Origin of the sequence: Neptunomonas sp. CHC150 (genome assembly GCF_030397555.1) — a bacterium.
GTDB classification, from domain to species: domain Bacteria; phylum Pseudomonadota; class Gammaproteobacteria; order Pseudomonadales; family Balneatricaceae; genus Neptunomonas; species Neptunomonas phycophila.
Genome location: NZ_JAPNXU010000012.1, coordinates 111205 through 131124, shown reverse-complemented (window position 1 = coordinate 131124; position 19920 = coordinate 111205). Strand labels below are relative to the sequence as shown.

Below are 19920 nucleotides of genomic sequence, written 5' to 3'. Positions count from 1 at the left end.
ACAAAAGGAGCACTTAACACGGCCCAGCTTACTAAGGCTAAACGGATTATTTGTATCATATTAACAATTTACGACTCACAAAAATTTACGGTATGTTTACGCTATCGGCCTAAAGAAACACAGCTTAACCAGTGAAATTGATAGACACAGGCAAAGCCAACCCTTTTTCTGTGTTTGGCCTTACCTATCACGGCTGATAGAATGTCGGCTAACCCTCTATATTACAAGCAGCCTAGTAAGGAATTCTCTTGAATCATCGCTCATCCGCTCAATTAATGGCAGAACGCTTCCGTGGCTACCTACCTGTTGTCATTGACGTTGAAACAGCTGGTTTTAACGCAAAAACCGATGCGCTACTTGAGATTGCCGCTGTCACATTAACCATGGACGAACAAGGCTATTTAATTGTCGACCAAAGCTTTGTTGCTGAAGTCGCCCCCTTCGAAGGTGCCAACCTAGAGCAGGCCGCTCTCGATTTTACGGGAATCGACCCTTTTTCACCGGAAAGAGAAGCGATTTCTGAATTAGAAGCCCTTGAGCTCATCTTTAAACCGATCCGCAAAGCAGTAAAAGCACATGGCTGTAAGCGCGCTATTTTGGTTGGTCACAATGCATCATTCGACCAAGGCTTTGTCAACGAAGCTGCTGCGCGCAGTGATATAAAGCGCAACCCCTTCCACCCTTTTTCATCATTTGACACAGCCACATTAGCTGGCCTAGCTTACGGACAGACGGTGTTAGCCAAAGCGTGTGATGTTGCCGGTATACCGTTTGATGGAAAACAAGCCCATTCCGCGCTGTATGATACGGAAAAAACAGCTGAGCTATTTTGTGGCATTATCAACCGCTGGAAAGATTTAGGTGGTTGGGACATGGTCTTAGACTTACAAGAACACGATTAAACGAAACCGTAATTCCTCATAAAAAAGGCAGCTCTCGCTGCCTTTTTTATTCACTCGCTCATAGCATTAAATGACAGGAACCAGTGCAACTCGGCGATTAACCGCTCGCCCTGCTTCAGTATCATTTGTTGCGACAGGGCTGCTTTCACCATAACCGATAGCGTTCATACGCTCAGTTGATATTCCCTTAGACGCCAAATAAGCCATGACAGAATCTGCACGTGCTTGAGACAGATTCTTGTTATAGGAAGCCGATCCTACGGAGTCCGTATGCCCTTCAACTGTAAATTTACTGCTGCTTGCGCTCAACACCTCAGCAACGTTATCCAAGATAGCTTTAGCTTCAGACGTTAAACGGCTTGATTTATATTCGAAGTTAACACCCTCTAACGACAACTTATCGACAGCAGGACAGCCAGAAAGATCAACCGATACACCAACCGGTGTTGCCGGGCAGATATCGTTTGCATTAGCCACGCCATCAAGATCTTCATCTGCTGGGCAACCCGCTGGGTCTACTTCAATCCCTGCTGGTGTTTCTGGACACTGATCCAAAACATTCACAACACCGTCGGCATCTGAATCAAGTTGGCAACCACGACCATCTACCGGAGCGCGCGCAGGTGTACCGGGGCACTGATCAGCTCGATTCACAATACCATCTTGGTCGCTATCCAGCTCACAACCTTTGCCCGTTTTAATTTCATTTGCCTCACAAACAGGCTCTTTGTGACAGATCAAATACGCCACTCCAGCACCGACCAAAGCACCTGCGGCGCCCTGATTATCAGCAGCTTGAGCAACAGCGCCACCAGCCAATGCACCTGCGGCAACACAAAAAGGTGTACTCTGCTCCCACTTAGCTGAAGGCACTTCTGCACAACCCACAACCAATGCTGCCACACCCAATACAGATAACATCTTAAATTGACTGGCTTTACTCATTCTTTACTTCCTCATAAATTCCGGTTCGGAATTGATCCATGTGATTGACTGCAGGCTATATTACACCAGAAAAAATGAACAAAAAAAAACCCGTATCATTAAATACGGGTTTTATATTCAAAAAGAACCAATTACAGCTTGTCAGACGACTCTGAAAGGTATTTAGCTACGCCGTCAGTAGACGCTTGCATACCTTTATCACCTTTATTCCAACCAGCTGGGCAAACTTCGCCATGCTCTTCATGGAATTGAAGCGCGTCAAACAAACGGATCAACTCTTCCATGTTACGACCTAGTGGTAAATCATTAACGATTTGCGAACGTACATTACCTTCTTTGTCGATAATGAAAGCACCACGGAAAGCAACACCACCTTCAGCTTCAACATCGTACGCTTTGCAGATTTCGTGCTTTGTGTCGGCAACTAATGTGTATTTAACTGGACCAATACCACCCGAGTTAACAGGTGTGTTACGCCACGCGTTGTGAGTAAATTGAGAATCGATAGAAACACCGATAACTTCTACGCCACGCTCTTCAAATGCGCTCATACGCTTATCTAATGCGATCAACTCAGATGGGCAAACGAATGTGAAGTCTAACGGGTAAAAGAAAACTAAACCGTACTTCCCTTTGATTGCTTCTTTCAAGTTGTATGCATCTACAATTTCACCAGTGCCAAGTACTGCTGCCGCTGTAAAGTCCGGCGCTTGCTTTCCTACTAATACACCCATGATTTTCTCCGTTTTTATCTATCGTTAGGTAAAACTTAACAAACCCGCATTGTAAGGTTTGTTCATAAAACTTTAATGACGAACAATTGACATAATGGCTTATTCAGCAGGTGTCTCGTCAGACTCAGCCGCTGCTTTGACCATTGTTTCAAGTTCACCTGATGCATGCAGTTCTGTCACTATATCGCATCCGCCCACTAATTCGCCGTTAATCCACAACTGCGGAAACGTAGGCCAGTTAGCGTACTTGGGTAATTCAGAACGAATCTCAGGATTTTCTAAAATGTTAACAAACGCAAAACGCTCACCACATGACATAAGTGCCTCAACCGTACGAGAAGAAAACCCGCACTGAGGGAAACGTGGTGTTCCCTTCATATATAATAAAATAGAGTTTTTTTCGATCTGGTCTTTAATAGTATCTATAACGCTCATTAGCTTACCTTCTCACGTCTTGCGACTCATTAACCGTGTGAATTTATCTGTAAAAATCCTACCACATACCCTAGCTAATTACTTGGTCAATACAAAAAATTAAGCGGGTTTATCGAGTCCAAATTGCTACAGTCATCCGTTTACCTGCTATATTGTGCCTTTACTATCTTTTTCAAGCTTTCCGGCGGGAAGTTGCTAAAAATAGATAGTGACAATAGAATGCCTTTCTTTATTTGGCAGCTAAGGCTGCCTTTTTGCGTTGTACGGGAGATTGAACATGGCGCAGCAGTCCTTGATGAACACTTATAATCGGCTCTCGGTTAGCTTTGAGTCCGGTGAGGGCGCTTGGCTGTTTGATACTGATGGTAATCGCTATCTTGATGCTTTATCAGGTATTGCGGTGTGTGGCTTAGGCCATTCTCACCCTGCCATAACCAAAGCCATTACTGAGCAAGCAAGCAAACTTATCCATACCTCTAATTTGTACCGAATTCCTCTACAGGAACAGCTAGGGGATCGCCTCACTGAAATTGCTGGCATGGATAGTGTGTTTTTTGCTAACTCCGGCGCTGAGGCAAACGAAGCAGCTATTAAAATTGCTCGCAAATTTGGCCATGCTAAAGAGATCGAATCCCCAGCCATTATCGTCATGGATGGATCATTCCACGGTCGGACATTGGCAACACTGAGCGCCACTGGCAACCGAGCAACGCAAGCCGGATTTGAACCTCTTGTGAGTGGTTTTATTCGCGCGCCTTTTAACGATGCTAACGCGGTTCGCTCAATTGCAGCCAGCAATAAGAATGTCGTTGCTATTTTAGTTGAGCCCATCCAAGGTGAAGCGGGTATACGTATCCCCGATAGCGAGTATTTAGCTGAGCTGCGCGACATTTGCGACGAAAACGATTGGCTACTCATGCTTGACGAAGTACAAACTGGCAATGGACGAACTGGTCGCTATTTCGCCTACCAACATACCTATATTGTGCCAGACGTTGTGACTACGGCTAAAGGGCTTGGCAATGGTTTTCCTATAGGGGCCTGCTTAGCAAAAGGTCGTGCCGCCGAAGTGTTCATGCCTGGTTCCCATGGTTCCACCTTTGGCGGAACGCCATTGGCTTGTGCTGTTGGTTTAGCCGTTACAGAAACTATTATGCAAGAAAACCTGTGTGATCGTGCGGCCGAATTAGGTGACCGTATGCTTCAAGGCTTCAAAGAAAACCTTGAAGGCATGCCCTATATCCGTGAAGTTCGCGGCAAAGGCTTAATGATTGCTATCGAGCTCACCGAAGCAGGCACCGAATTAGCCGTGCTCGCTAAAGTAAAAGGCATCTTACTTAACATCACAGGTGGCGGGAAAGTTATTCGATTATTGCCCCCTCTCATTATGACTGATGCCGAAGCCGACCTACTGGTCAACACGCTATGCAAGCTGATTAAAATTTATGCAGCCGACGAGCGTTCAAAACCGAGAAAATAAAGACCGAAAAGGTCCATAAGGAAAGCCGTCGGAGACGGCAAGAATGTATGAATACAAAACACTTCCTAACATTGAAGGATTTAACTTCTGACGAGTTAAAACAGCTACTGAGCCGGGCTACCGAATTAAAAGAGATGCGTAACCGAGGTGAAGTATACGAGCCACTTGCCAACAAAGTAATGGCAATGATTTTTGAGAAATCATCGACTCGGACACGTGTTTCATTTGAAGCAGGTATGGCCCAGCTAGGTGGACATGCCATGTTCTTATCTTCACGCGACACCCAATTGGGTCGCGGTGAACCAGTAGAAGACTCGGCACGCGTCATTTCAAGCATGGTTGATGTTGTTATGATCCGGACGTATAGCCATGAGATTGTTGAAACCTTTGCGCAACATTCACGTGTTCCAGTCATCAATGCACTAACCGATGATTACCACCCATGCCAGCTATTAGCAGACATGCAAACATTTGTGGAACACCGTGGCGATATCAAAGGTAAAACGGCTGCATGGATAGGCGACGGCAACAACATGTGCCAATCTTACATGAATGCGGCGGCTATCTTAGATTTCCACCTAAACATTGCTTGCCCTAAAGGGTTTGAGCCTAAAGCCGAATTGCTTGAAGAATACAAAGATCGCATCACATTGACTCACTCACCAAAAGAGGCCGTTAAGGGTGCACACCTTGTAACAACGGATGTGTGGGCTTCAATGGGACAAGAAGACGAACAAGAAACTCGTTTAAAGCGGTTTGAAGGCTTTCAAGTAACACCTGAATTAATGGATTTAGCGGATAAAGACGCTTTATTCATGCACTGCCTTCCTGCACATCGTGGCGAGGAAGTCAGCGAAGAAATGATGGAAGACCCGCGCTCAGTTGTTTTTGACGAAGCTGAAAACCGCTTACATGCACAAAAAGCACTGTTAGAGTTTTTGCTCGTTAATTAGTGCGATGCCGGCCTTTATAATAAATATTGGCCGGCTTGCCTTCTTTCCGTCTAAACTATACCTACTGTTGTTAGGCCATTCAGGATTGAGGCATGATCGAATTACGACATTTAAAAACACTGTCCGCACTCAGAGATGCAGGTAGCCTAGTCGAGGCTGCTGACCGAGTTCATCTGACGCAATCAGCACTATCGCATCAGATTAAAGATCTTGAAGATCGCCTGAACTGCTCCCTCTTTATTCGAAAAACCAAACCTATATGCTTTACTTCTGCAGGCCAACGTTTGCTTACCCTCGCTGACGAAGTACTTCCCATGATCCGCAATACCGAACGGGATATCGCACGCTTGGCTGGCGGAGAGGCTGGAAGGCTCAACATCAGTATTGACTGCCATAGTTGCTTTGACTGGCTTATGCCCACCATTGACCATTTCAGACAACATTGGCCAGAAGTAGAAATGGACTTATCCAGCGGCTTTACATTTCAACCATTACCGGCACTCGCTCGTGGCGATCTAGATCTTGTTATTACGTCTGATCCAGAACCTCGTGCAACCATAACTTACATACCATTATTTAGTTATGAGTCATTATTGGCTGTTGGTAAACGCCATCGCTTAGCAAACAAAAAGTACGTGCACGCAACCGATCTAGAAAGCGAAACGGTAATCACCTACCCGGTTGACCAAAACCGCTTAGATTTATTTACGCGTTTTTTGGAACCTGCAGGCGTAGAGCCACATGATACCCGCACCGCAGAACTCACCCTGATGATTTTACAACTAGTCGCCAGCGGGCGCGGTGTTGCTGCCTTACCTAACTGGGCTTTACACGAATACCTCCAGCGCGATTATGTGGCTGCCAAATCACTCGGTGAGCGTGGCGTATGGTGCACTCTTTACGCAGCAATTAGAGAAGACCAGAAAAACTCAGAGTTCATGGTCGACTTTTTAGACACGGCCAAGCAAGTCTCTTTTAGCACTCTGACCGGTATTCGCTCAGCTTAAGCATACACCCTACCTGACGAGCATCACTCGTCAGGGTTCCAGGCTTCAATCACTTCCTTAGCTGCTCTAAATGCCTCTTGAGCCGCTGGAGCACCACAATACACAAGCGACTGAAGCAATACTTCCTGGATTTCTTCAGGTGAGCACCCATTTCGCAGTGCCCCCCGAACATGCCCTTTGAGCTCTGTTGGAGCCTTGAGTGCAGCCAGCATAGCGATAGTCACTAAACTACGTGTTTTTCGAGGAAGCCCAGGCCTTTGCCAAGTCGATCCCCATGCATGTTCATTTATCCACTCTTGTAGTGGCTCAGTAAACGGTGTCGTATTATCGATGGCTTTTTGAACAAATTCTTCACCCATCACCTCTGTTCTTACTTGCAACCCTTTTTGCCAATCATCTTTAGACATCGTAACCCCCTCGCTTTTTGTGTTGATTGCAACGCTACGTTGCCTTTATATAAAACTAAGCATTTTGTTATAACCCATTACACACGACAGGCTAACAATGAACTACGTCTTATGTGCATCGACCGCTTGTATAATCACAGCGATACCTTACACTGGATTGCTTAATTGACTATTGGAAAAACGTACTAAGCCATGAGTATTTGGACACCGACCAGCTGGAGAAGCAAACCTATTTTACAGCAACCTGAATACAGCAATGCTGATCATGTTGCTCAAGTCGAATCACAACTAGCCGCCCTCCCGCCGCTTGTATTTGCAGGTGAGATACGCTCTTTACGCAAAAATTTGGCAGATGTGGCCGCCGGAAACGCTTTTTTATTACAAGGCGGAGATTGCGCTGAAACGTTTAACGAATTTAGTGCCAATAAAATTCGAGATACTTTTAAAGTTATGCTTCAGATGGCGGTTGTTATGACCTTTGCCGGCAGCGTTCCTGTCGTCAAAGTCAGCCGAATGGCGGGGCAATTTGCCAAACCGCGCTCATCGTCTCATGAAACGCTCGACGGTGTATCGTTACCAAGTTACCGCGGTGATATCATCAATGACATCGCGTTCACTGAAGCAGCCCGCCAGCCCGATCCTGAGCGCCTGCTCAAGGCGTACCACCAATCAGCCGCCACATTAAATTTACTACGCGCTTTTGCACAAGGTGGCTTTGCCGATTTACACCAAGTACACCGATGGAACCAAGGCTTTGTCCAAGCGAGTCCCTTAGGCGAGAAATACCAACACTTAGCTGATCAAATTGATCAGACTCTCGCTTTCATGGAGGCCTGTGGCATCCATGCTGAAAACACACCTCAAATCAAAGAAACCAGCCTGTATACCTCCCATGAGGCGTTATTATTGGGCTACGAACAAGCCTTAACTCGCCAAGATAGCCTAACAGGTGACTGGTATGACTGCTCCGCTCATATGCTATGGATAGGCGACCGGACTCGACAACCAGACCACGCTCACGTTGAGTTTTTACGCGGTGTTCGTAACCCGATTGGGGTAAAGGTAGGCCCAACAACCACGCGTGATGGGCTGATCGAACTTTTAGACATACTCAACCCAAACAATGATAACGGGCGTATTACGTTGATTGCTCGTATGGGTGCCGAAAAGATTACCGAAAAGTTACCCGAACTCGTTCGCATGGTAAAAGCTGAAGGGCGTAATGTCGTTTGGAGCTCGGATCCTATGCATGGCAACACAACAACAGCACATAACGGTTATAAAACGCGCAGTGTAGATGCCATTCTTAAAGAAATGAAAGGTTTCTTTGAAGTGCATAAAGCAGAAGGTACACATGCTGGCGGCGTTCATTTAGAAATGACTGGTCACAATGTGACAGAGTGTGTGGGCGGTGCCTACCAAATTACCGAAGAAGGACTTGCCGCTCAGTATGATACGTATTGCGATCCACGTTTAAACGGTGAACAAGCATTAGAGCTCGCTTTTTTAATTAGCGATACTTTAAAGTCAGCCACTTCTCAAAAGTAAGAAATGCGACATGAGCAAAGAACAAACACTACTATTTATTCTTGACGCCATTGAATCAGAAATGCAAACGCTTTCTTTGTGGCAAACGGTTGAGCCTAGTGCAGAAGCCCTTGCAAGCACAGAACCTTTTGCAGTTGATTCACTAAGCTTTGCAGAATGGGTTCAGTGGATAATGATTCCGCTATTTCGCAAGATGGTTCGCCTTGGTCATCCTTTGCCAACCAACAGTGATATTTTGCCTATGGCCGAGGAGGCTCTTAAACTCGTGCCGCAGAATACCCAGCGCTTAACCGCACTGATAGGCGATATCGATAATTGCTTACGCGTACCGCATTAACGCCACACAGCAGATAAAATAACAACTGGCTTCATTTTATCTGCTGTCCTCCCCCAACAAGCCCCCAAACACAATCTCGTTATAACTCACAACGCCGACAACCTGCTGCAGTTTAATGACAGGAGCTATCGACAGGCCAAAGCGCTCAAATAAGCGCGCACAGTAACGAACGTCCATATCAGGATCTACCGCAATTACAGGTTTAGACATCACTTCATACACGTTGACACGCTCTGGGGCACGATCTTTAGCGACAACCTGTTTAGCAATATCAGACAGCAGTAATAATCCGTATTCGTCATCGTCATGGCGCTTATTAACCAATAGAACACTCGCCAAGTCTTGCTTAAATAAGTCGATTGCCTCTTGGATGGTCGCTAACCCGTCTATCATCGCATAGCTTTGAGCCATTACTTGGCTCACCCGAACTATATGACGTTTGCTTAGCTGGTCGTTCATATCTGTTCCTCCACAGCAGAACTTAACTGCTGTACTTGATGCGCAACTCCCACGGCGTCTTCTATATCTAGTTGAATTGCTATCCCCTTACCCGGCATTTCATCAAAACCTGCAACCTCTGCTATGGTTTCTAAAATTGCTCGGCTCAAATGCTCTTCAACTATAAATAACAATACATCACGCTGTGTTTCTAAATTAAGCCCAAAAAACGTCTTCGTTTGGGTAATACCCTCGCCACGTGCATTATTAATAATAGTTGCCCCCGTTGCCCCAGCAACACGTGCCGCCTTCATGACCTCGTCTGTTTTACCGTCTTCAACAAAGACCAAAAGCAATTTAAAGTGCATACTTTCTCTCCATTAATCCAGCTTAGTCATTTTCTTTATGTTGTCGCCACGTACTTAATTGCGCATACCCCATGACAGTGATCATGGGAAAAAGACTAGCAAACGCAATAAGACCAAAACCATCAATAAGTGGACTGCGACCAGGAACTGTTTCAGCTAATCCCAACCCTAAAGCCGCTACTAAAGGGACGGTTACCGTTGACGTGGTTACCCCACCAGAATCATAGGCTAAAGGCACTATCGATTTAGGTGCAAAGCATGTCTGTATAACCACGCACACATAGCCCGCTATAATGAACCAATGAATTGGGTATCCTGTCACAATACGCCAAGCTCCTAACGCAATACCCAATGCAACGCCTAACGCTACCGCCAAACGCAACCCCCACACACCAATAGCACCAGCTGAAACTTGATTGGCTTTAATCGCCACAGCTATTAACGAAGGCTCAGCTATAGTTGTACTTGCCCCTATAGCAAATGCGAACGCATAGACCCAGTAATAATCAGCCCAATGCAACGCACGATGACTAGGTGATAGCCGCCAATGCTGAATAAAATCCGCTGCAGTGAGCTGCTCTGCCATCAACCGACCAATGGGAAATAGAGCTTTCTCAAGCCCTAACAAAAATAAGCTCAGCCCCACCAGCACAAATAAAAAACCGATGAGCACCCGTTTGAGCTGCGGTATCGGACGGCGAAGAACAAAAAACTGAAAGCCAAAAAGAATGCAGGCAATAGGCAGTACATCACGCACCGTGGTGGCAAAGGTGCTCACTAACTCTGTCATTAATGCCATTTACACCACCATGCCGTATGCCATCACAAAAATCATAGGTGTTAATGAGGCAAACGCAATCAATCCAAAACCATCAATCATTGGATTACGCCCCTCAATACAGGATGCCAAGCCCACCCCGAGTGCAGTCACTAGTGGGACCGTTATTGTGGAGGTAGTCACACCGCCCGAATCATAAGCAATACCAATAATTTCGCGAGGCGCTACCATAGTCATCGCCACCACAAGACAGTAGCCCGCCATAATCATGTACTGGATAGACCAGCCTTTCAAAATACGTAGCACCCCTAAAACGATGGCTAACCCAACTGAAAACGCGACCGTCAGGCGTAAGCCATTCGCATAAGACTGACGTTCAGATTCAGTATTTGAAATCATCCCTCCATTAGCGGCCACATCTGCCGCCTCAGCCGATACGGCGATTAATGCGGGCTCTGCAACGGTTGTCCCAAACCCAAGCGCGAACGAGAACACTAACAACCAAAACACGCTTCCTTTTTGAGCAAAGGCATATGCCATGCTCCCGCCAATAGGAAACAACCCCATCTCTAAACCGTATATAAAGCAGGTTAGTCCCAATATAACTAAGACAAAGCCCACCAGTAATTGCATTAAGTCCGGCACACTTTGCTGTAAAACCATTAGCTGAAAAAAAGCGATAACTACAATAATGGGAGCCAAATCGCGTAAACTGCCAACAAGAGATTTAAGTAAAGCCATTCACACCATCTCATTAGTAAACATACCCTCAGCTTACGCTGAATCACTCACCACAACCGGACCTGCATCAATAAAAGTGGGCTTCGTATATAAAAATGATAAAGCCAAGAAGTAAGCCTAAGAGAGAGCTGACCCTAGCCATCATCACTGGTAAAATGCCGCCCATTCATTATGCTGTTCGATAACAGCGATACCCCGTAACAGTAATTAGGTGAGGCCTACATGTCTTTTTCTAGTATTTATGAGCTACTGAACGAAAGCGGAGCTCAATTCAGAATCTTTGATATGGGACGCCGCATCAGCAAACTCTCTACCGACCAATTTAATAAACTAGAGCAGGGAAGCATCCCCTACCCGACGCCATATTTGCACCATGCTTGGCTGGCTTTGTTATTGTGGAACCCTAAAAACAAAGAGCAAAACGTGGTGTGGTTCCTAAAATTTCCTTTGGACGAGCAAGGTTATCTTGTCCAAGCAGTTCGTGATGATTTTTTAGGACGGCTGATGCAAAACATCACCCAAATGTTAAATAAAGAAACCATAGATGAAGAAAAGGATGCACTAAAAGACAACCCTTTTTCTTTCACTCCTGATCAAGAAAAAATGGCCATGTTCCATGCCATCGCCTCTACAAAAATTGGGCGCGACCCGAGTGGCTTTTATCGTGAAGCGAACGCTTATTTTTCTGGAGAGTTAGGCTGGAATAATTGGCAGGGATTAGGATATCAAGGTATCGCCGACGTTGTTGCGCGGCTCGACACACAAAGCAGCCATGCACTTGCCCTTTCCATCGAGCATCTGCCAAACGAAGTACTCAGCGCATTAGGTGGCTGCCTAGAACATATCTTACCCGACCACACCTTAGCCGGCGCGCTACAACAACGTTTAAGTGACAGTTTAGATAATGACAACCAAGAGCCCGTTGTAATCGCCGCTCTGCTGCGAGCGCTATCGCAAGCTCATGACGAAGCACTTAAGCAACAAGCCATTCTAACGACCCTGAATTCTCAATATGCCTATAGTGCCGAAGTATTAACAGCCATCGCCACCCGCTGTTTCTTGACGCTTCAGTACCCTGATATTTTAAAAGTGTTTCTCGAAAAGTTAGCGGAGTCTGAAGCCGGTCAGGCGGGTTTTTCTCGCATATTGGCCGACCTGATGTTTATGCCAGCATTGCGGGCATTAATACTGAGAGAGTTTAGACAGCCGCAACGAAGTGAAGCACTAAGCGCAGCGATTGGCCATATGTTTGGCAACCAGTTTACAACGCATTAACATCAACGATAAATACCACACATAAAAAAGGCGAAGCTTGTGACAGCTTCGCCTTTTTTACTATGAGATACAGTTAATTGACGCTCCCCACTTGATCAGGTAGCTCATCAATACCCAGCCGGGCAGCCTGCTCCATCGCCTGTTTCTTTAAACTGGCCCTAACTCGCGTACCCTCAGGTTTAGTTAAATAATATAACAACGATGAGGCCTGCTCTTGAGTAATCGACTGGGATTCACTCCATTGCTTAATAAAAGCATACAAGGTCGCGTCGCGGTTATCGGTTACGCCTTTAGGTTGCGGTATATCAAACGATTCCCCAGCTCTAAAGCGACGACACACCAATTCATAATGATATCGAAACAAACCAAATGTGGTGCGCTCTTCTTCGCTTTTAAGAGCAAACCACCCCGTTTCTCTACCCGCATGATATACCACTGGGTGGCTCCACGGCTTACCTACCGGGTCATGTGAAAAGCGACAAGCTTCTATATAGGCAGCACGTACGGAAGGTATACCATCTCCAGCACCGACTTCTTCTAAGATTTTTAAAAACTCTGAAACAGTCGGCATCCAAGCTAAAGTTTCTTTACAGCGGTCAACGGCGCGAACAAGCTGGCTTTCATCATAAGAAGTCAAACTCAATGCCCACTCTCGTTTGGCTATACGAATTTCATCTTGAGTTTCAAAGCAGCTCTTAAATTTGTGACCATAAATAGCCATAAACCGAGCAAAGATCATATTAACCATTGCTTTGGTTTCTAAGCTAATAACCTCCGGAGTTGCCGATGTTTGTGACTCGCTACCAATCGGTGTCTTTGATGTCCATGATGGCTGCGGTAACCCGTTTTCGGTTTTCTTTAGAATCTCTGCGGGTGTTTTCATTCGATTGACCTGAGAAAGATTGCTCTTTACGTTGTTCGCGTGACTCGCGGGTTTGCTTTTGAACCCACTCGCGTTTGACCCACGCGAGGAATTTTTGATCCCAATTACTTTCTTTACGCTCTTTGTCGATATAGTAAAGGATAAACTCATCTATACAGGTATCAACTACCTCGCGCGGTATTTGATGTCGCGGGAGCATAGAATAAAACAACTCAGAAGGAGTCCACCCTAAGTACATAGGATGAAGTTTTTGGTTTCGCTCTTCATGCTGCTCAAATAACTGTTGTAAACGGTCTTGCTGTGAATCATCTTTTTGACGTTTCCAGCCAATACTGCCGCCAAATACCGGAGCGGGCCCACGTTCACGGATATTAGCATTAGTACGCGACGGTAAAGGACGGCGAGGCATCGGTGGTGGTTGATCATACACAGGAAGCTCCGCCACACTCGGCACTGCAGCCGTAATCTTTGTATCTTTTAGGCGCTCCACAGAATCTAATTGACGAACACTAGCAACCGCTTCCATTCGCGCAGCCTTAGACTCAGCACTTTCAAAACGGGCTGATACGCCAGACTCGTCATGAGTCGTACCTACGGGTGTCTCCACCGCGTTGTTTATCGCATCGGCTATTCGCACTCGTCCATCGCTGGCAATGGCGATACTGATAGCCGTATTACGAACAATAACGGCCACTAACTCATTAACTCGATCGACATCCCAGAACTCTGTCATTTTCAGCCACTGCGTGTGCGACAAAGTTACTTCCCTTATTCCCTGTCCCTGCTTGCCAGCAACGATTGCCGCTGCAGGGCATGCCAGCATGTCTTCACACAAACCAAACAAAAGCGCAGCTTCAACACCTAACTTTCGCGCGAGTGAGGGATAAACAAGTAAGGGTTTTTCAGGCATTGTTACCGACATTTATGTACCACATAACGATAATACTCCCCCAGCGTTTCAAAAACGAAAGGGAGCATTTAATTTAACACTATTCATTTTCAGCAAAGGCTTCAAAGGCTCTTAACACATCACTACGACTGATTTGCCCCACCAATTTACCGTCTTTAACCACAGGTAAACGCCGACGGCCTTTATCAATAAATAAACGAGCGACATCAACGATATCCGCATCATAATTGATGGTTTCAACAGTTTTAGTCATACAATCAGCAACAGAGCCGCCGCATTCTTCTTCATGGTAGGTATGGGTGAGGATGGCCCGCAAGCAATCGACTTCTGACAAAAGGCCGACTAGCTCACCTTTTTTATTGACCACAGGAGCACCGGATATTTTATATCGCAATAAAGCACTAATGGCTTCGAACAACTCCGTTTCAGGTTTAAAGGTCACTAAACCGGTGGCCATGTAATCTTGGACACTGACTGATTTTAACATGATACCGCTCCTGCTTGTCATGGAGGCAACGTGAAAGTTTGTCTCCTTTCCTTATTAGTTTAGTTCAGCTTTGTCGACTGTCGCGCTAAATTGTTCACTTAGCGCGAGCCTAAATCCTCTTTTGCGCGCACTCTAGTTAAAGACAACCGTTTTGTTGCCATGCACTAGCACGCGATCTTCTAAGTGCCAACGCAAACCACGTGAAAGAACCGTTTTCTCCACATCACGCCCTAAACGTACCATTTCTTCTGGCAAGTCTCGATGGCTAATACGCGTTACGTCTTGATCAATAATAGGGCCAGCGTCTAAATCTTGCGTAACATAATGACAAGTGGCACCAATCAATTTGACACCGCGTTCATGCGCTTGATGGTATGGCTTAGCCCCTGCAAACGAAGGCAAGAAGCTATGATGAATATTAATAATTCGGAAAGGATAAATATCACATAGCGCAGGCGGTAAAATTTGCATATATCGTGCGAGCACAATGGCATCCGCCTTATACTCCTCGATCAGAGACTGCACCTTATCAAAATGCGGTTGCTTATTGTCTTTATCCACAGGCACGTGGTGATACGGAATATCATGCCATTCCACCATGCTGCGCAGATCATCATGATTAGAGATAACACAAGGAATCTCACAAAATAACTCTTTTGATGAATAGCGATACAACAAATCAGCCAAACAATGAGACTCTTTACTCGCCATCAAGATAACGCGTTTAGGCTTAGAAGAATCAGCCATGTTCCATGTCATATTGAACGATTGAGCGATAGGCGTAAAAGCCTCTCTTAACTCATCCAACGAAAAAGGCAGAGTTACTGCTCCAATCTCCACGCGCATGAAAAACCAGCCAGTTGTAGGATCTGAGTGCTGATTGGCATCGGATATAGAGCCACCATGGCTAGAAATAAAGTTACTTACCATTGCCACAATGCCAACGCGATCGGGACAGGCTAAAACAAGTCGGTAACGACGCTCCATGATGTACTAATTTCCTAAGATCAAATAAGGGTTAAACAAACATACGAACAATGTGAGCCATCATATCAGTTCGCCTTAGGTTGGGCATCCATTGATAAAGGCAGGAAGGTGTTTATGATACAAAATTGCGCAACATTGCTCACAGGCCACAGCATGAAACCAACAACACCGTCGCTGTTTGATCAGCAAAATACAATAGCAGAGCCTCAGCACATACAACACAAACAGGCTGACCTTTTACTCTACCCACACTTCCTCGCCCCAGCACAGGCTGATCACTATTTAAACCAACTGTTACACGATACCCCTTGGCAGCAAGATGAAATCCGTGTTTTTGGTAAAACGCACAAAATCCCCCGCCTCCAACACTTTCAGGGTGACGCTGGTATCCGGTATCAGTATTCAGATCTTATTCTCAACTCCCAACCTTGGCACCCACAGGTTAATGCTATAAAAGCACTTATTTATGAGCTAACCAATTATCGATTTAACTCTGTTTTGCTCAACCAATACCGTCATGGTAATGACAAAATGGGTTGGCATAGTGACGATGAACCCGAGCTAGGGCCCAACCCGGTCATTGCTTCTGTTACATTAGGAACTGCACGTAAGTTTGTGCTAAAACATAAATACGATACTGACATAGCAAAGGTAGAACTCGTATTGCCTCATGGCTCTTTATTGATCATGCAAGGAACCACACAGCACTTTTGGCAACACGCTGTTCCCGCTAGCCGACGTATATTTACACCTCGAATCAATTTAACATTTCGTAGTGTTATCAATTAGCAGTAAAACCGAGGAAGAACATGAACTCCACTATTGATTTGCTCAAATCTCATCGCTCTATTCGTGTATTTAAAGACCAGCCTATCGCTCAAGAGACTATTAATGAGCTCGTAGAAGCAGGACAAGCGGCAGCCACTTCAAGCTTTATTCAAGCGTGCACAGTCATTCAGGTAAATGACCCAGAAAAACGCCAGCAATTAGCCACAATGGCAGGCGGACAAAGCTACGTTGAAACAGCACCGACCTTCCTCGTTTTTTGTGCTGATATGAAACGCCATCAACTGGCTTGCGAGATGAATGACGCACAAATGCAAAGTGGCTTCACAGAGCAATTCATTACTGCAACCGTTGATTGCGGGCTCTTTGCCCAAAACGTGGCCATAGCAGCAGAGTCCCTCGATTTGGGCATCGTTTATATTGGCGGGCTACGAAATAAGATTGCAGATGTCAGCAAGCTTCTTGATTTACCTGACTTAGTTTACCCCGTGTTCGGCATGTGCATCGGTGTTCCTGATCAGAACCCTGAGGTTAAACCTCGTTTACCATTGTCTGTGGTACTCAAGCAGGATAGTTATGACGATACTAAAGATCGCGAACGTTTGGCCGATTACGATAGTCATGTAAAAACGTATTACCAAAGCCGCGGTAGCAACTTGAAAGAAACGGGCTGGACGGACCAAATATCGGGCATGCTTGTAAAAGAGGCTCGTCCGCACATGTTACCGTTCTTACAAGAGCGTGGTTTTATAAAGCGTTGATTTAACAATCATAACTAATACATGAGTTATTCATTTTATTAGTCATTTGCGAGAAATGTACGCACTCATGGAAGCGGTATCGGATCTATCAAGTGAAAAAAACAGTCTAGTCTCGGTTACGGGCCAACCGCCCGTAAACAACGAGCAACCGGGCACCCAAGACCTCAATCGCTTACTGCAATTGCAGCGCGACCTTTTGAGCCGTATAGCGCTGCTCGAACCACTTGAAACCATTCTAAACAGCTTATGCAGCGAAGTAGAAAAGCTGATACCCGAGTCACATGTTTTTGTTATGAAAAGCCATGCAGACCAGTCCATGACTCTACTCTGCGCGCCAACGATTAAACCTCAATACCATATCCACCTACGTAACCAACGTGTGGACCCTAATGCACCTCCTTGGGGACGTGCGGTTTTTGTAAAAGCGCCTGAATTTGAATCACATACTTCCTCGAACCGCCCCAAAAAGGCTGGCTACTCCCTTTTTGAACGTTTAAAAGCACAAAGTTGCTGGTCTTATCCTTTATACGAATCGGCGGACCAAGTGTCAGGAAGCTTCACTATTTTGCGGACTCCGCTAGGCTTTCCCTCCCCACTAGAAGCACGGATCCATGAAAGCGCTGCGCATATAGCTAGCATTGCCTTATCTAAACATCAGCACACTCAATTTTTACAAGCCTCAGAAAGTCGTTTCTCCAACATTGTCTCATCCATACCGGGCGTCGTCATGCAAACGGAGTTTGATGAGGAACGTAGGCCTTATTTCTCATACGTCAGTGATGGTATCAAGCCGTTGTTTGGAATTAGCGCACAGGAAGCGATGAATCAATTCGATCTCGTTTGGGATCATCTCCACCATGATGCACAGTCCACACTGAGAGCTTATCGGCGAGCGACGCACGCAAAAAACAAGTTATGGACAGCTGAATGCCGCCTCACCGATGTACAGGGCAATCAAAAATGGATCTACATAGCCTCCACACCGGAGTGGAGCGAAAATCGTTCACTGGTTAAAATCAACAGCATCCTGCTAGATGTCACTCAGGAGAAAGAAACACAAGCCCAGTTAGAGCTAGCCGGTATTGCTTTTGCTTCTACCAGTGAAGGCATAATGGTAACGGATAACAAAAATCGCATTGTAAATATAAACCGTGCTTACTGTGAGATGACCGGCTTTAAAGCGCACGAGCTATTGGGCCGTTCGCCCTCTGTTTTTAGTACTGGCGCGTGCGACCGGCGAAAATTTAATACCATTTTTGAGACCTTACTCAGTGACGGCTATTGGCAGGGCGAAGTTTGGGGGCGGCGCCGCACAGGCGAGCATTACCCTCAATGGCTGAACATCACAGTGGTTTACAATGAACACGGCGTCATTACCCACTTTGTGAGCGTGGCTGCCGACCTTTCAAATGTAAAAGAGTCTGAAGCCCGCCTGCGTTATATGTCTCAGCACGATACATTGACGGACTTGCCCAACAGAGACCTGTTTAAAAAGCTACTTGATCACGCGATTAGTGAAGCCGGTAATTCTCAGCGTATTGCGGTCTTGATGATCGATTTAGATCGCTTTAAATACATCAACGATACCTTTGGACATCAAGAAGGTGACCAGCTTTTAATTCAGGTATCCCGACGCGTACGCAAAGCGCTAGGCGATAAAGGGTTACTAGCACGGGTGGGTGGAGATGAATTCACCATTATGATCAGCCCCTGTAGCCATCAAGGCGAAGCAGAAAGAATCGCTTCAACGGTTATCTCTACGCTCGAACAACCCTTCCGGCTCAAAGACCATCAGATCTATGCCAACGCCAGTATAGGTATGGCGCTATATCCCGATCATGGCTTTGATAGCACTACACTAATAAAAAATGCTGATACCGCTGTTCACAAAGCCAAAGAAAGCGGGCGTAACAAATACGCGTGCTACCGCAAAGAGCACTCGCAATTTTTCGAACAGTGGATGCGTTTAGAACCCGATCTACGCCAAGCATTATCTCAAGATCAGTTCCGTGTGTTTTATCAACCTCAAATTGATGCAATGACAGGCCAGCTCTCGGGTGTTGAAGCCTTATTAAGGTGGGAGCATCCAACCCAAGGGCTTATGTCCCCAGGCGAGTTCTTACCTATCATCGAAGAACTTGGTCTAATGGTAAAGGTCGGTAGTTGGGTGATCGAACAAGCCTGCGCACAAGCCGCTAAATGGCGAAAAGCCGGCTTTCCGTATTTTAAAGTGGCCGTTAATATTGCCGGACAACAAATACTCACCAAAGGCTTGGTAGATTGGGTGAGCCAAATGCTGACAAAATACGACATTAGCCCCGCTCAATTAGAGCTAGAGATTGTCGAAAACATTGTGGTCAAACATGCTGATGAAGTAACGCCAGTTCTAAATGCACTTAAAGATATGGGGATTAGCTTAGCCCTTGATGACTTTGGCACAGGCTATTCATCGCTCAGTTATTTAAAGATGCTACCTATTCAAAAGGTTAAGATAGACCAGTCTTTAGTCAGAGACATCCCTACGGATTCAAACGATGAAGCTATAGCGCGTGCCGTAATTGCATTAGGACACAGCCTTAATTTATGTGTATGCGCAGAAGGCGTGGAATCAAAAGAGCATCAGATTTTTCTAAGGCGTGAAGGTTGCGACCAACTGCAAGGCTACCTTATCAGCCGCCCTGTGCCTGCTGAAGCTCTTAATTCCTGGATGCTTCAACAAGCTCACTTGCTTAATAACAATGTTGGATCATCACCTTAA

Annotated in this window: 22 protein-coding genes; 10 read left to right on the top strand and 12 right to left on the bottom strand. The window is 45.8% G+C overall.

The window, feature by feature from the left end; genetic code table 11:
- The first annotated feature begins 275 nt into the window (after positions 1-275).
- A complete protein-coding gene (gene rnt, locus OW491_RS16490; protein WP_212667456.1) occupies positions 276-902 on the top strand; it encodes a ribonuclease T in 627 nt (208 codons plus the stop codon).
- 66 nt (positions 903-968) lie between these two features.
- On the opposite strand, the gene OW491_RS16485 is transcribed toward rnt, so the two are convergent.
- The 3 genes from OW491_RS16485 to grxD all read right to left on the bottom strand — a co-directional run bounded on the left by OW491_RS16485 (position 969) and on the right by grxD (position 3016).
- On the bottom strand, positions 969-1847 hold the full coding sequence (locus OW491_RS16485; RefSeq protein WP_178969094.1) for an OmpA family protein: 879 nt from the start codon (positions 1845-1847) through the stop codon (positions 969-971).
- Positions 1848-1978: 131 nt separating this feature from the next.
- Positions 1979-2581 carry a peroxiredoxin C gene (locus OW491_RS16480; RefSeq protein ID WP_075172763.1) on the bottom strand — a complete coding sequence of 201 codons (603 nt, stop codon included), beginning with the start codon at positions 2579-2581 and terminating at the stop codon, positions 1979-1981.
- A gap of 99 nt (positions 2582-2680) precedes the next feature.
- Positions 2681-3016: a Grx4 family monothiol glutaredoxin gene (gene grxD, locus OW491_RS16475; protein ID WP_075172764.1), complete on the bottom strand. Its 336-nt coding sequence runs from the start codon at positions 3014-3016 to the stop codon at positions 2681-2683.
- Between the two features lie 277 nt (positions 3017-3293).
- Here grxD and OW491_RS16470 point away from each other — a divergent pair, with 277 nt between their 5' ends.
- From OW491_RS16470 to OW491_RS16460, 3 genes are all read left to right on the top strand, one after another.
- Positions 3294-4496, top strand: a complete 1203-nt coding sequence (locus OW491_RS16470; RefSeq protein WP_290036979.1) for an aspartate aminotransferase family protein — start codon at positions 3294-3296, stop codon at positions 4494-4496.
- Positions 4497-4543: 47 nt separating this feature from the next.
- Positions 4544-5449 carry an ornithine carbamoyltransferase gene (gene argF, locus OW491_RS16465; RefSeq protein ID WP_075172766.1) on the top strand — a complete coding sequence of 302 codons (906 nt, stop codon included), beginning with the start codon at positions 4544-4546 and terminating at the stop codon, positions 5447-5449.
- A 92-nt stretch (positions 5450-5541) separates the two neighbouring features.
- Positions 5542-6456 carry a LysR family transcriptional regulator gene (locus OW491_RS16460; RefSeq protein ID WP_075172767.1) on the top strand — a complete coding sequence of 305 codons (915 nt, stop codon included), beginning with the start codon at positions 5542-5544 and terminating at the stop codon, positions 6454-6456.
- Between the two features lie 23 nt (positions 6457-6479).
- Here the strand turns inward: OW491_RS16460 and OW491_RS16455 are convergent, their stop codons facing one another.
- Complete coding sequence (locus OW491_RS16455; protein ID WP_075178430.1) at positions 6480-6863, bottom strand: carboxymuconolactone decarboxylase family protein; 384 nt, start codon at positions 6861-6863, stop codon at positions 6480-6482.
- A gap of 192 nt (positions 6864-7055) precedes the next feature.
- Between OW491_RS16455 and OW491_RS16450 the strand changes: the two genes are divergently transcribed.
- Together OW491_RS16450 and OW491_RS16445 are read left to right on the top strand one after the other, a co-directional pair.
- Positions 7056-8411: a class II 3-deoxy-7-phosphoheptulonate synthase gene (locus OW491_RS16450; RefSeq protein ID WP_178969097.1), complete on the top strand. Its 1356-nt coding sequence runs from the start codon at positions 7056-7058 to the stop codon at positions 8409-8411.
- 10 nt (positions 8412-8421) lie between these two features.
- Positions 8422-8748, top strand: coding sequence for a YqcC family protein (locus tag OW491_RS16445; protein WP_075172770.1), 327 nt, complete (start codon positions 8422-8424; stop codon positions 8746-8748).
- 36 nt (positions 8749-8784) lie between these two features.
- Here OW491_RS16445 and OW491_RS16440 read toward each other — a convergent pair whose 3' ends face one another.
- From OW491_RS16440 to OW491_RS16425, 4 genes are read right to left on the bottom strand one after another with little or no spacing between them, the layout of a single operon-like run.
- Entirely contained in the window at positions 8785-9207 is a 423-nt protein-coding gene (locus OW491_RS16440; protein ID WP_215152329.1) for a CBS domain-containing protein, read from the bottom strand.
- Complete coding sequence (locus OW491_RS16435) at positions 9204-9554, bottom strand: P-II family nitrogen regulator (RefSeq protein ID WP_178969100.1); 351 nt, start codon at positions 9552-9554, stop codon at positions 9204-9206. The genes OW491_RS16440 and OW491_RS16435 overlap by 4 nt, the downstream gene beginning before the upstream one ends.
- 22 nt (positions 9555-9576) lie before the next feature.
- Entirely contained in the window at positions 9577-10353 is a 777-nt protein-coding gene (locus OW491_RS16430; RefSeq protein WP_075172773.1) for a DUF1538 domain-containing protein, read from the bottom strand.
- Positions 10354-11073, bottom strand: coding sequence for a DUF1538 domain-containing protein (locus tag OW491_RS16425; protein WP_075178432.1), 720 nt, complete (start codon positions 11071-11073; stop codon positions 10354-10356).
- 222 nt (positions 11074-11295) lie between these two features.
- On the opposite strand from OW491_RS16425, the gene OW491_RS16420 reads away from it, so the two are divergent.
- Entirely contained in the window at positions 11296-12348 is a 1053-nt protein-coding gene (locus tag OW491_RS16420) for a DUF3549 family protein (protein ID WP_290036976.1), read from the top strand.
- A 73-nt stretch (positions 12349-12421) separates the two neighbouring features.
- Here OW491_RS16420 and OW491_RS16415 read toward each other — a convergent pair whose 3' ends face one another.
- From OW491_RS16415 to purU, 4 genes are all read right to left on the bottom strand, one after another.
- Positions 12422-13231, bottom strand: coding sequence for a replication protein P (locus tag OW491_RS16415; RefSeq protein WP_246813463.1), 810 nt, complete (start codon positions 13229-13231; stop codon positions 12422-12424).
- Complete coding sequence (locus OW491_RS16410) at positions 13149-14153, bottom strand: DnaT-like ssDNA-binding domain-containing protein (RefSeq protein WP_290036974.1); 1005 nt, start codon at positions 14151-14153, stop codon at positions 13149-13151. Before OW491_RS16410 ends, OW491_RS16415 begins: the two co-directional genes overlap by 83 nt.
- A 67-nt stretch (positions 14154-14220) precedes the next feature.
- Positions 14221-14628, bottom strand: a complete 408-nt coding sequence (locus tag OW491_RS16405; protein ID WP_075172777.1) for a CBS domain-containing protein — start codon at positions 14626-14628, stop codon at positions 14221-14223.
- Positions 14629-14760: 132 nt separating this feature from the next.
- Positions 14761-15615: a formyltetrahydrofolate deformylase gene (gene purU / locus OW491_RS16400; protein ID WP_178969102.1), complete on the bottom strand. Its 855-nt coding sequence runs from the start codon at positions 15613-15615 to the stop codon at positions 14761-14763.
- Positions 15616-15729: 114 nt separating this feature from the next.
- On the opposite strand from purU, the gene OW491_RS16395 reads away from it, so the two are divergent.
- The 3 genes from OW491_RS16395 (at position 15730) to OW491_RS16385 (ending at position 19920) form a co-directional block, all read left to right on the top strand.
- Positions 15730-16404 (top strand): alpha-ketoglutarate-dependent dioxygenase AlkB, encoded by a 675-nt coding sequence (locus tag OW491_RS16395; protein WP_249263596.1) that lies wholly within the window; start codon positions 15730-15732, stop codon positions 16402-16404.
- 20 nt (positions 16405-16424) lie between these two features.
- On the top strand, positions 16425-17162 hold the full coding sequence (gene nfsA / locus OW491_RS16390; protein WP_290036973.1) for an oxygen-insensitive NADPH nitroreductase: 738 nt from the start codon (positions 16425-16427) through the stop codon (positions 17160-17162).
- 67 nt (positions 17163-17229) lie between these two features.
- Positions 17230-19920 carry an EAL domain-containing protein gene (locus OW491_RS16385; protein WP_290036972.1) on the top strand — a complete coding sequence of 897 codons (2691 nt, stop codon included), beginning with the start codon at positions 17230-17232 and terminating at the stop codon, positions 19918-19920.

Bases quoted from the DNA above. Each gene is read 5' to 3' on its own strand.
- grxD (WP_075172764.1), bottom strand. From the start codon at position 3,016: ATGAGCGTTATAGATACTATTAAAGACCAGATCGAAAAAAACTCTATT.
- OW491_RS16420 (WP_290036976.1), top strand. From the start codon at position 11,296: ATGTCTTTTTCTAGTATTTATGAGCTACTGAACGAAAGCGGAGCTCAA.
- OW491_RS16385 (WP_290036972.1), top strand. From the start codon at position 17,230: ATGGAAGCGGTATCGGATCTATCAAGTGAAAAAAACAGTCTAGTCTCG.
- OW491_RS16435 (WP_178969100.1), bottom strand. From the start codon at position 9,554: ATGCACTTTAAATTGCTTTTGGTCTTTGTTGAAGACGGTAAAACAGAC.
- purU (WP_178969102.1), bottom strand. From the start codon at position 15,615: ATGGAGCGTCGTTACCGACTTGTTTTAGCCTGTCCCGATCGCGTTGGC.
- OW491_RS16395 (WP_249263596.1), top strand. From the start codon at position 15,730: ATGATACAAAATTGCGCAACATTGCTCACAGGCCACAGCATGAAACCA.
- OW491_RS16485 (WP_178969094.1), bottom strand. From the start codon at position 1,847: ATGAGTAAAGCCAGTCAATTTAAGATGTTATCTGTATTGGGTGTGGCA.
- OW491_RS16445 (WP_075172770.1), top strand. From the start codon at position 8,422: ATGAGCAAAGAACAAACACTACTATTTATTCTTGACGCCATTGAATCA.
- OW491_RS16460 (WP_075172767.1), top strand. From the start codon at position 5,542: ATGATCGAATTACGACATTTAAAAACACTGTCCGCACTCAGAGATGCA.
- OW491_RS16470 (WP_290036979.1), top strand. From the start codon at position 3,294: ATGGCGCAGCAGTCCTTGATGAACACTTATAATCGGCTCTCGGTTAGC.
- OW491_RS16480 (WP_075172763.1), bottom strand. From the start codon at position 2,581: ATGGGTGTATTAGTAGGAAAGCAAGCGCCGGACTTTACAGCGGCAGCA.
- OW491_RS16405 (WP_075172777.1), bottom strand. From the start codon at position 14,628: ATGTTAAAATCAGTCAGTGTCCAAGATTACATGGCCACCGGTTTAGTG.
- argF (WP_075172766.1), top strand. From the start codon at position 4,544: ATGAATACAAAACACTTCCTAACATTGAAGGATTTAACTTCTGACGAG.
- OW491_RS16440 (WP_215152329.1), bottom strand. From the start codon at position 9,207: ATGAACGACCAGCTAAGCAAACGTCATATAGTTCGGGTGAGCCAAGTA.
- OW491_RS16425 (WP_075178432.1), bottom strand. From the start codon at position 11,073: ATGGCTTTACTTAAATCTCTTGTTGGCAGTTTACGCGATTTGGCTCCC.
- nfsA (WP_290036973.1), top strand. From the start codon at position 16,425: ATGAACTCCACTATTGATTTGCTCAAATCTCATCGCTCTATTCGTGTA.
- OW491_RS16455 (WP_075178430.1), bottom strand. From the start codon at position 6,863: ATGTCTAAAGATGATTGGCAAAAAGGGTTGCAAGTAAGAACAGAGGTG.
- OW491_RS16410 (WP_290036974.1), bottom strand. From the start codon at position 14,153: ATGTCGGTAACAATGCCTGAAAAACCCTTACTTGTTTATCCCTCACTC.
- OW491_RS16450 (WP_178969097.1), top strand. From the start codon at position 7,056: ATGAGTATTTGGACACCGACCAGCTGGAGAAGCAAACCTATTTTACAG.
- rnt (WP_212667456.1), top strand. From the start codon at position 276: ATGGCAGAACGCTTCCGTGGCTACCTACCTGTTGTCATTGACGTTGAA.
- OW491_RS16415 (WP_246813463.1), bottom strand. From the start codon at position 13,231: ATGAAAACACCCGCAGAGATTCTAAAGAAAACCGAAAACGGGTTACCG.
- OW491_RS16430 (WP_075172773.1), bottom strand. From the start codon at position 10,353: ATGGCATTAATGACAGAGTTAGTGAGCACCTTTGCCACCACGGTGCGT.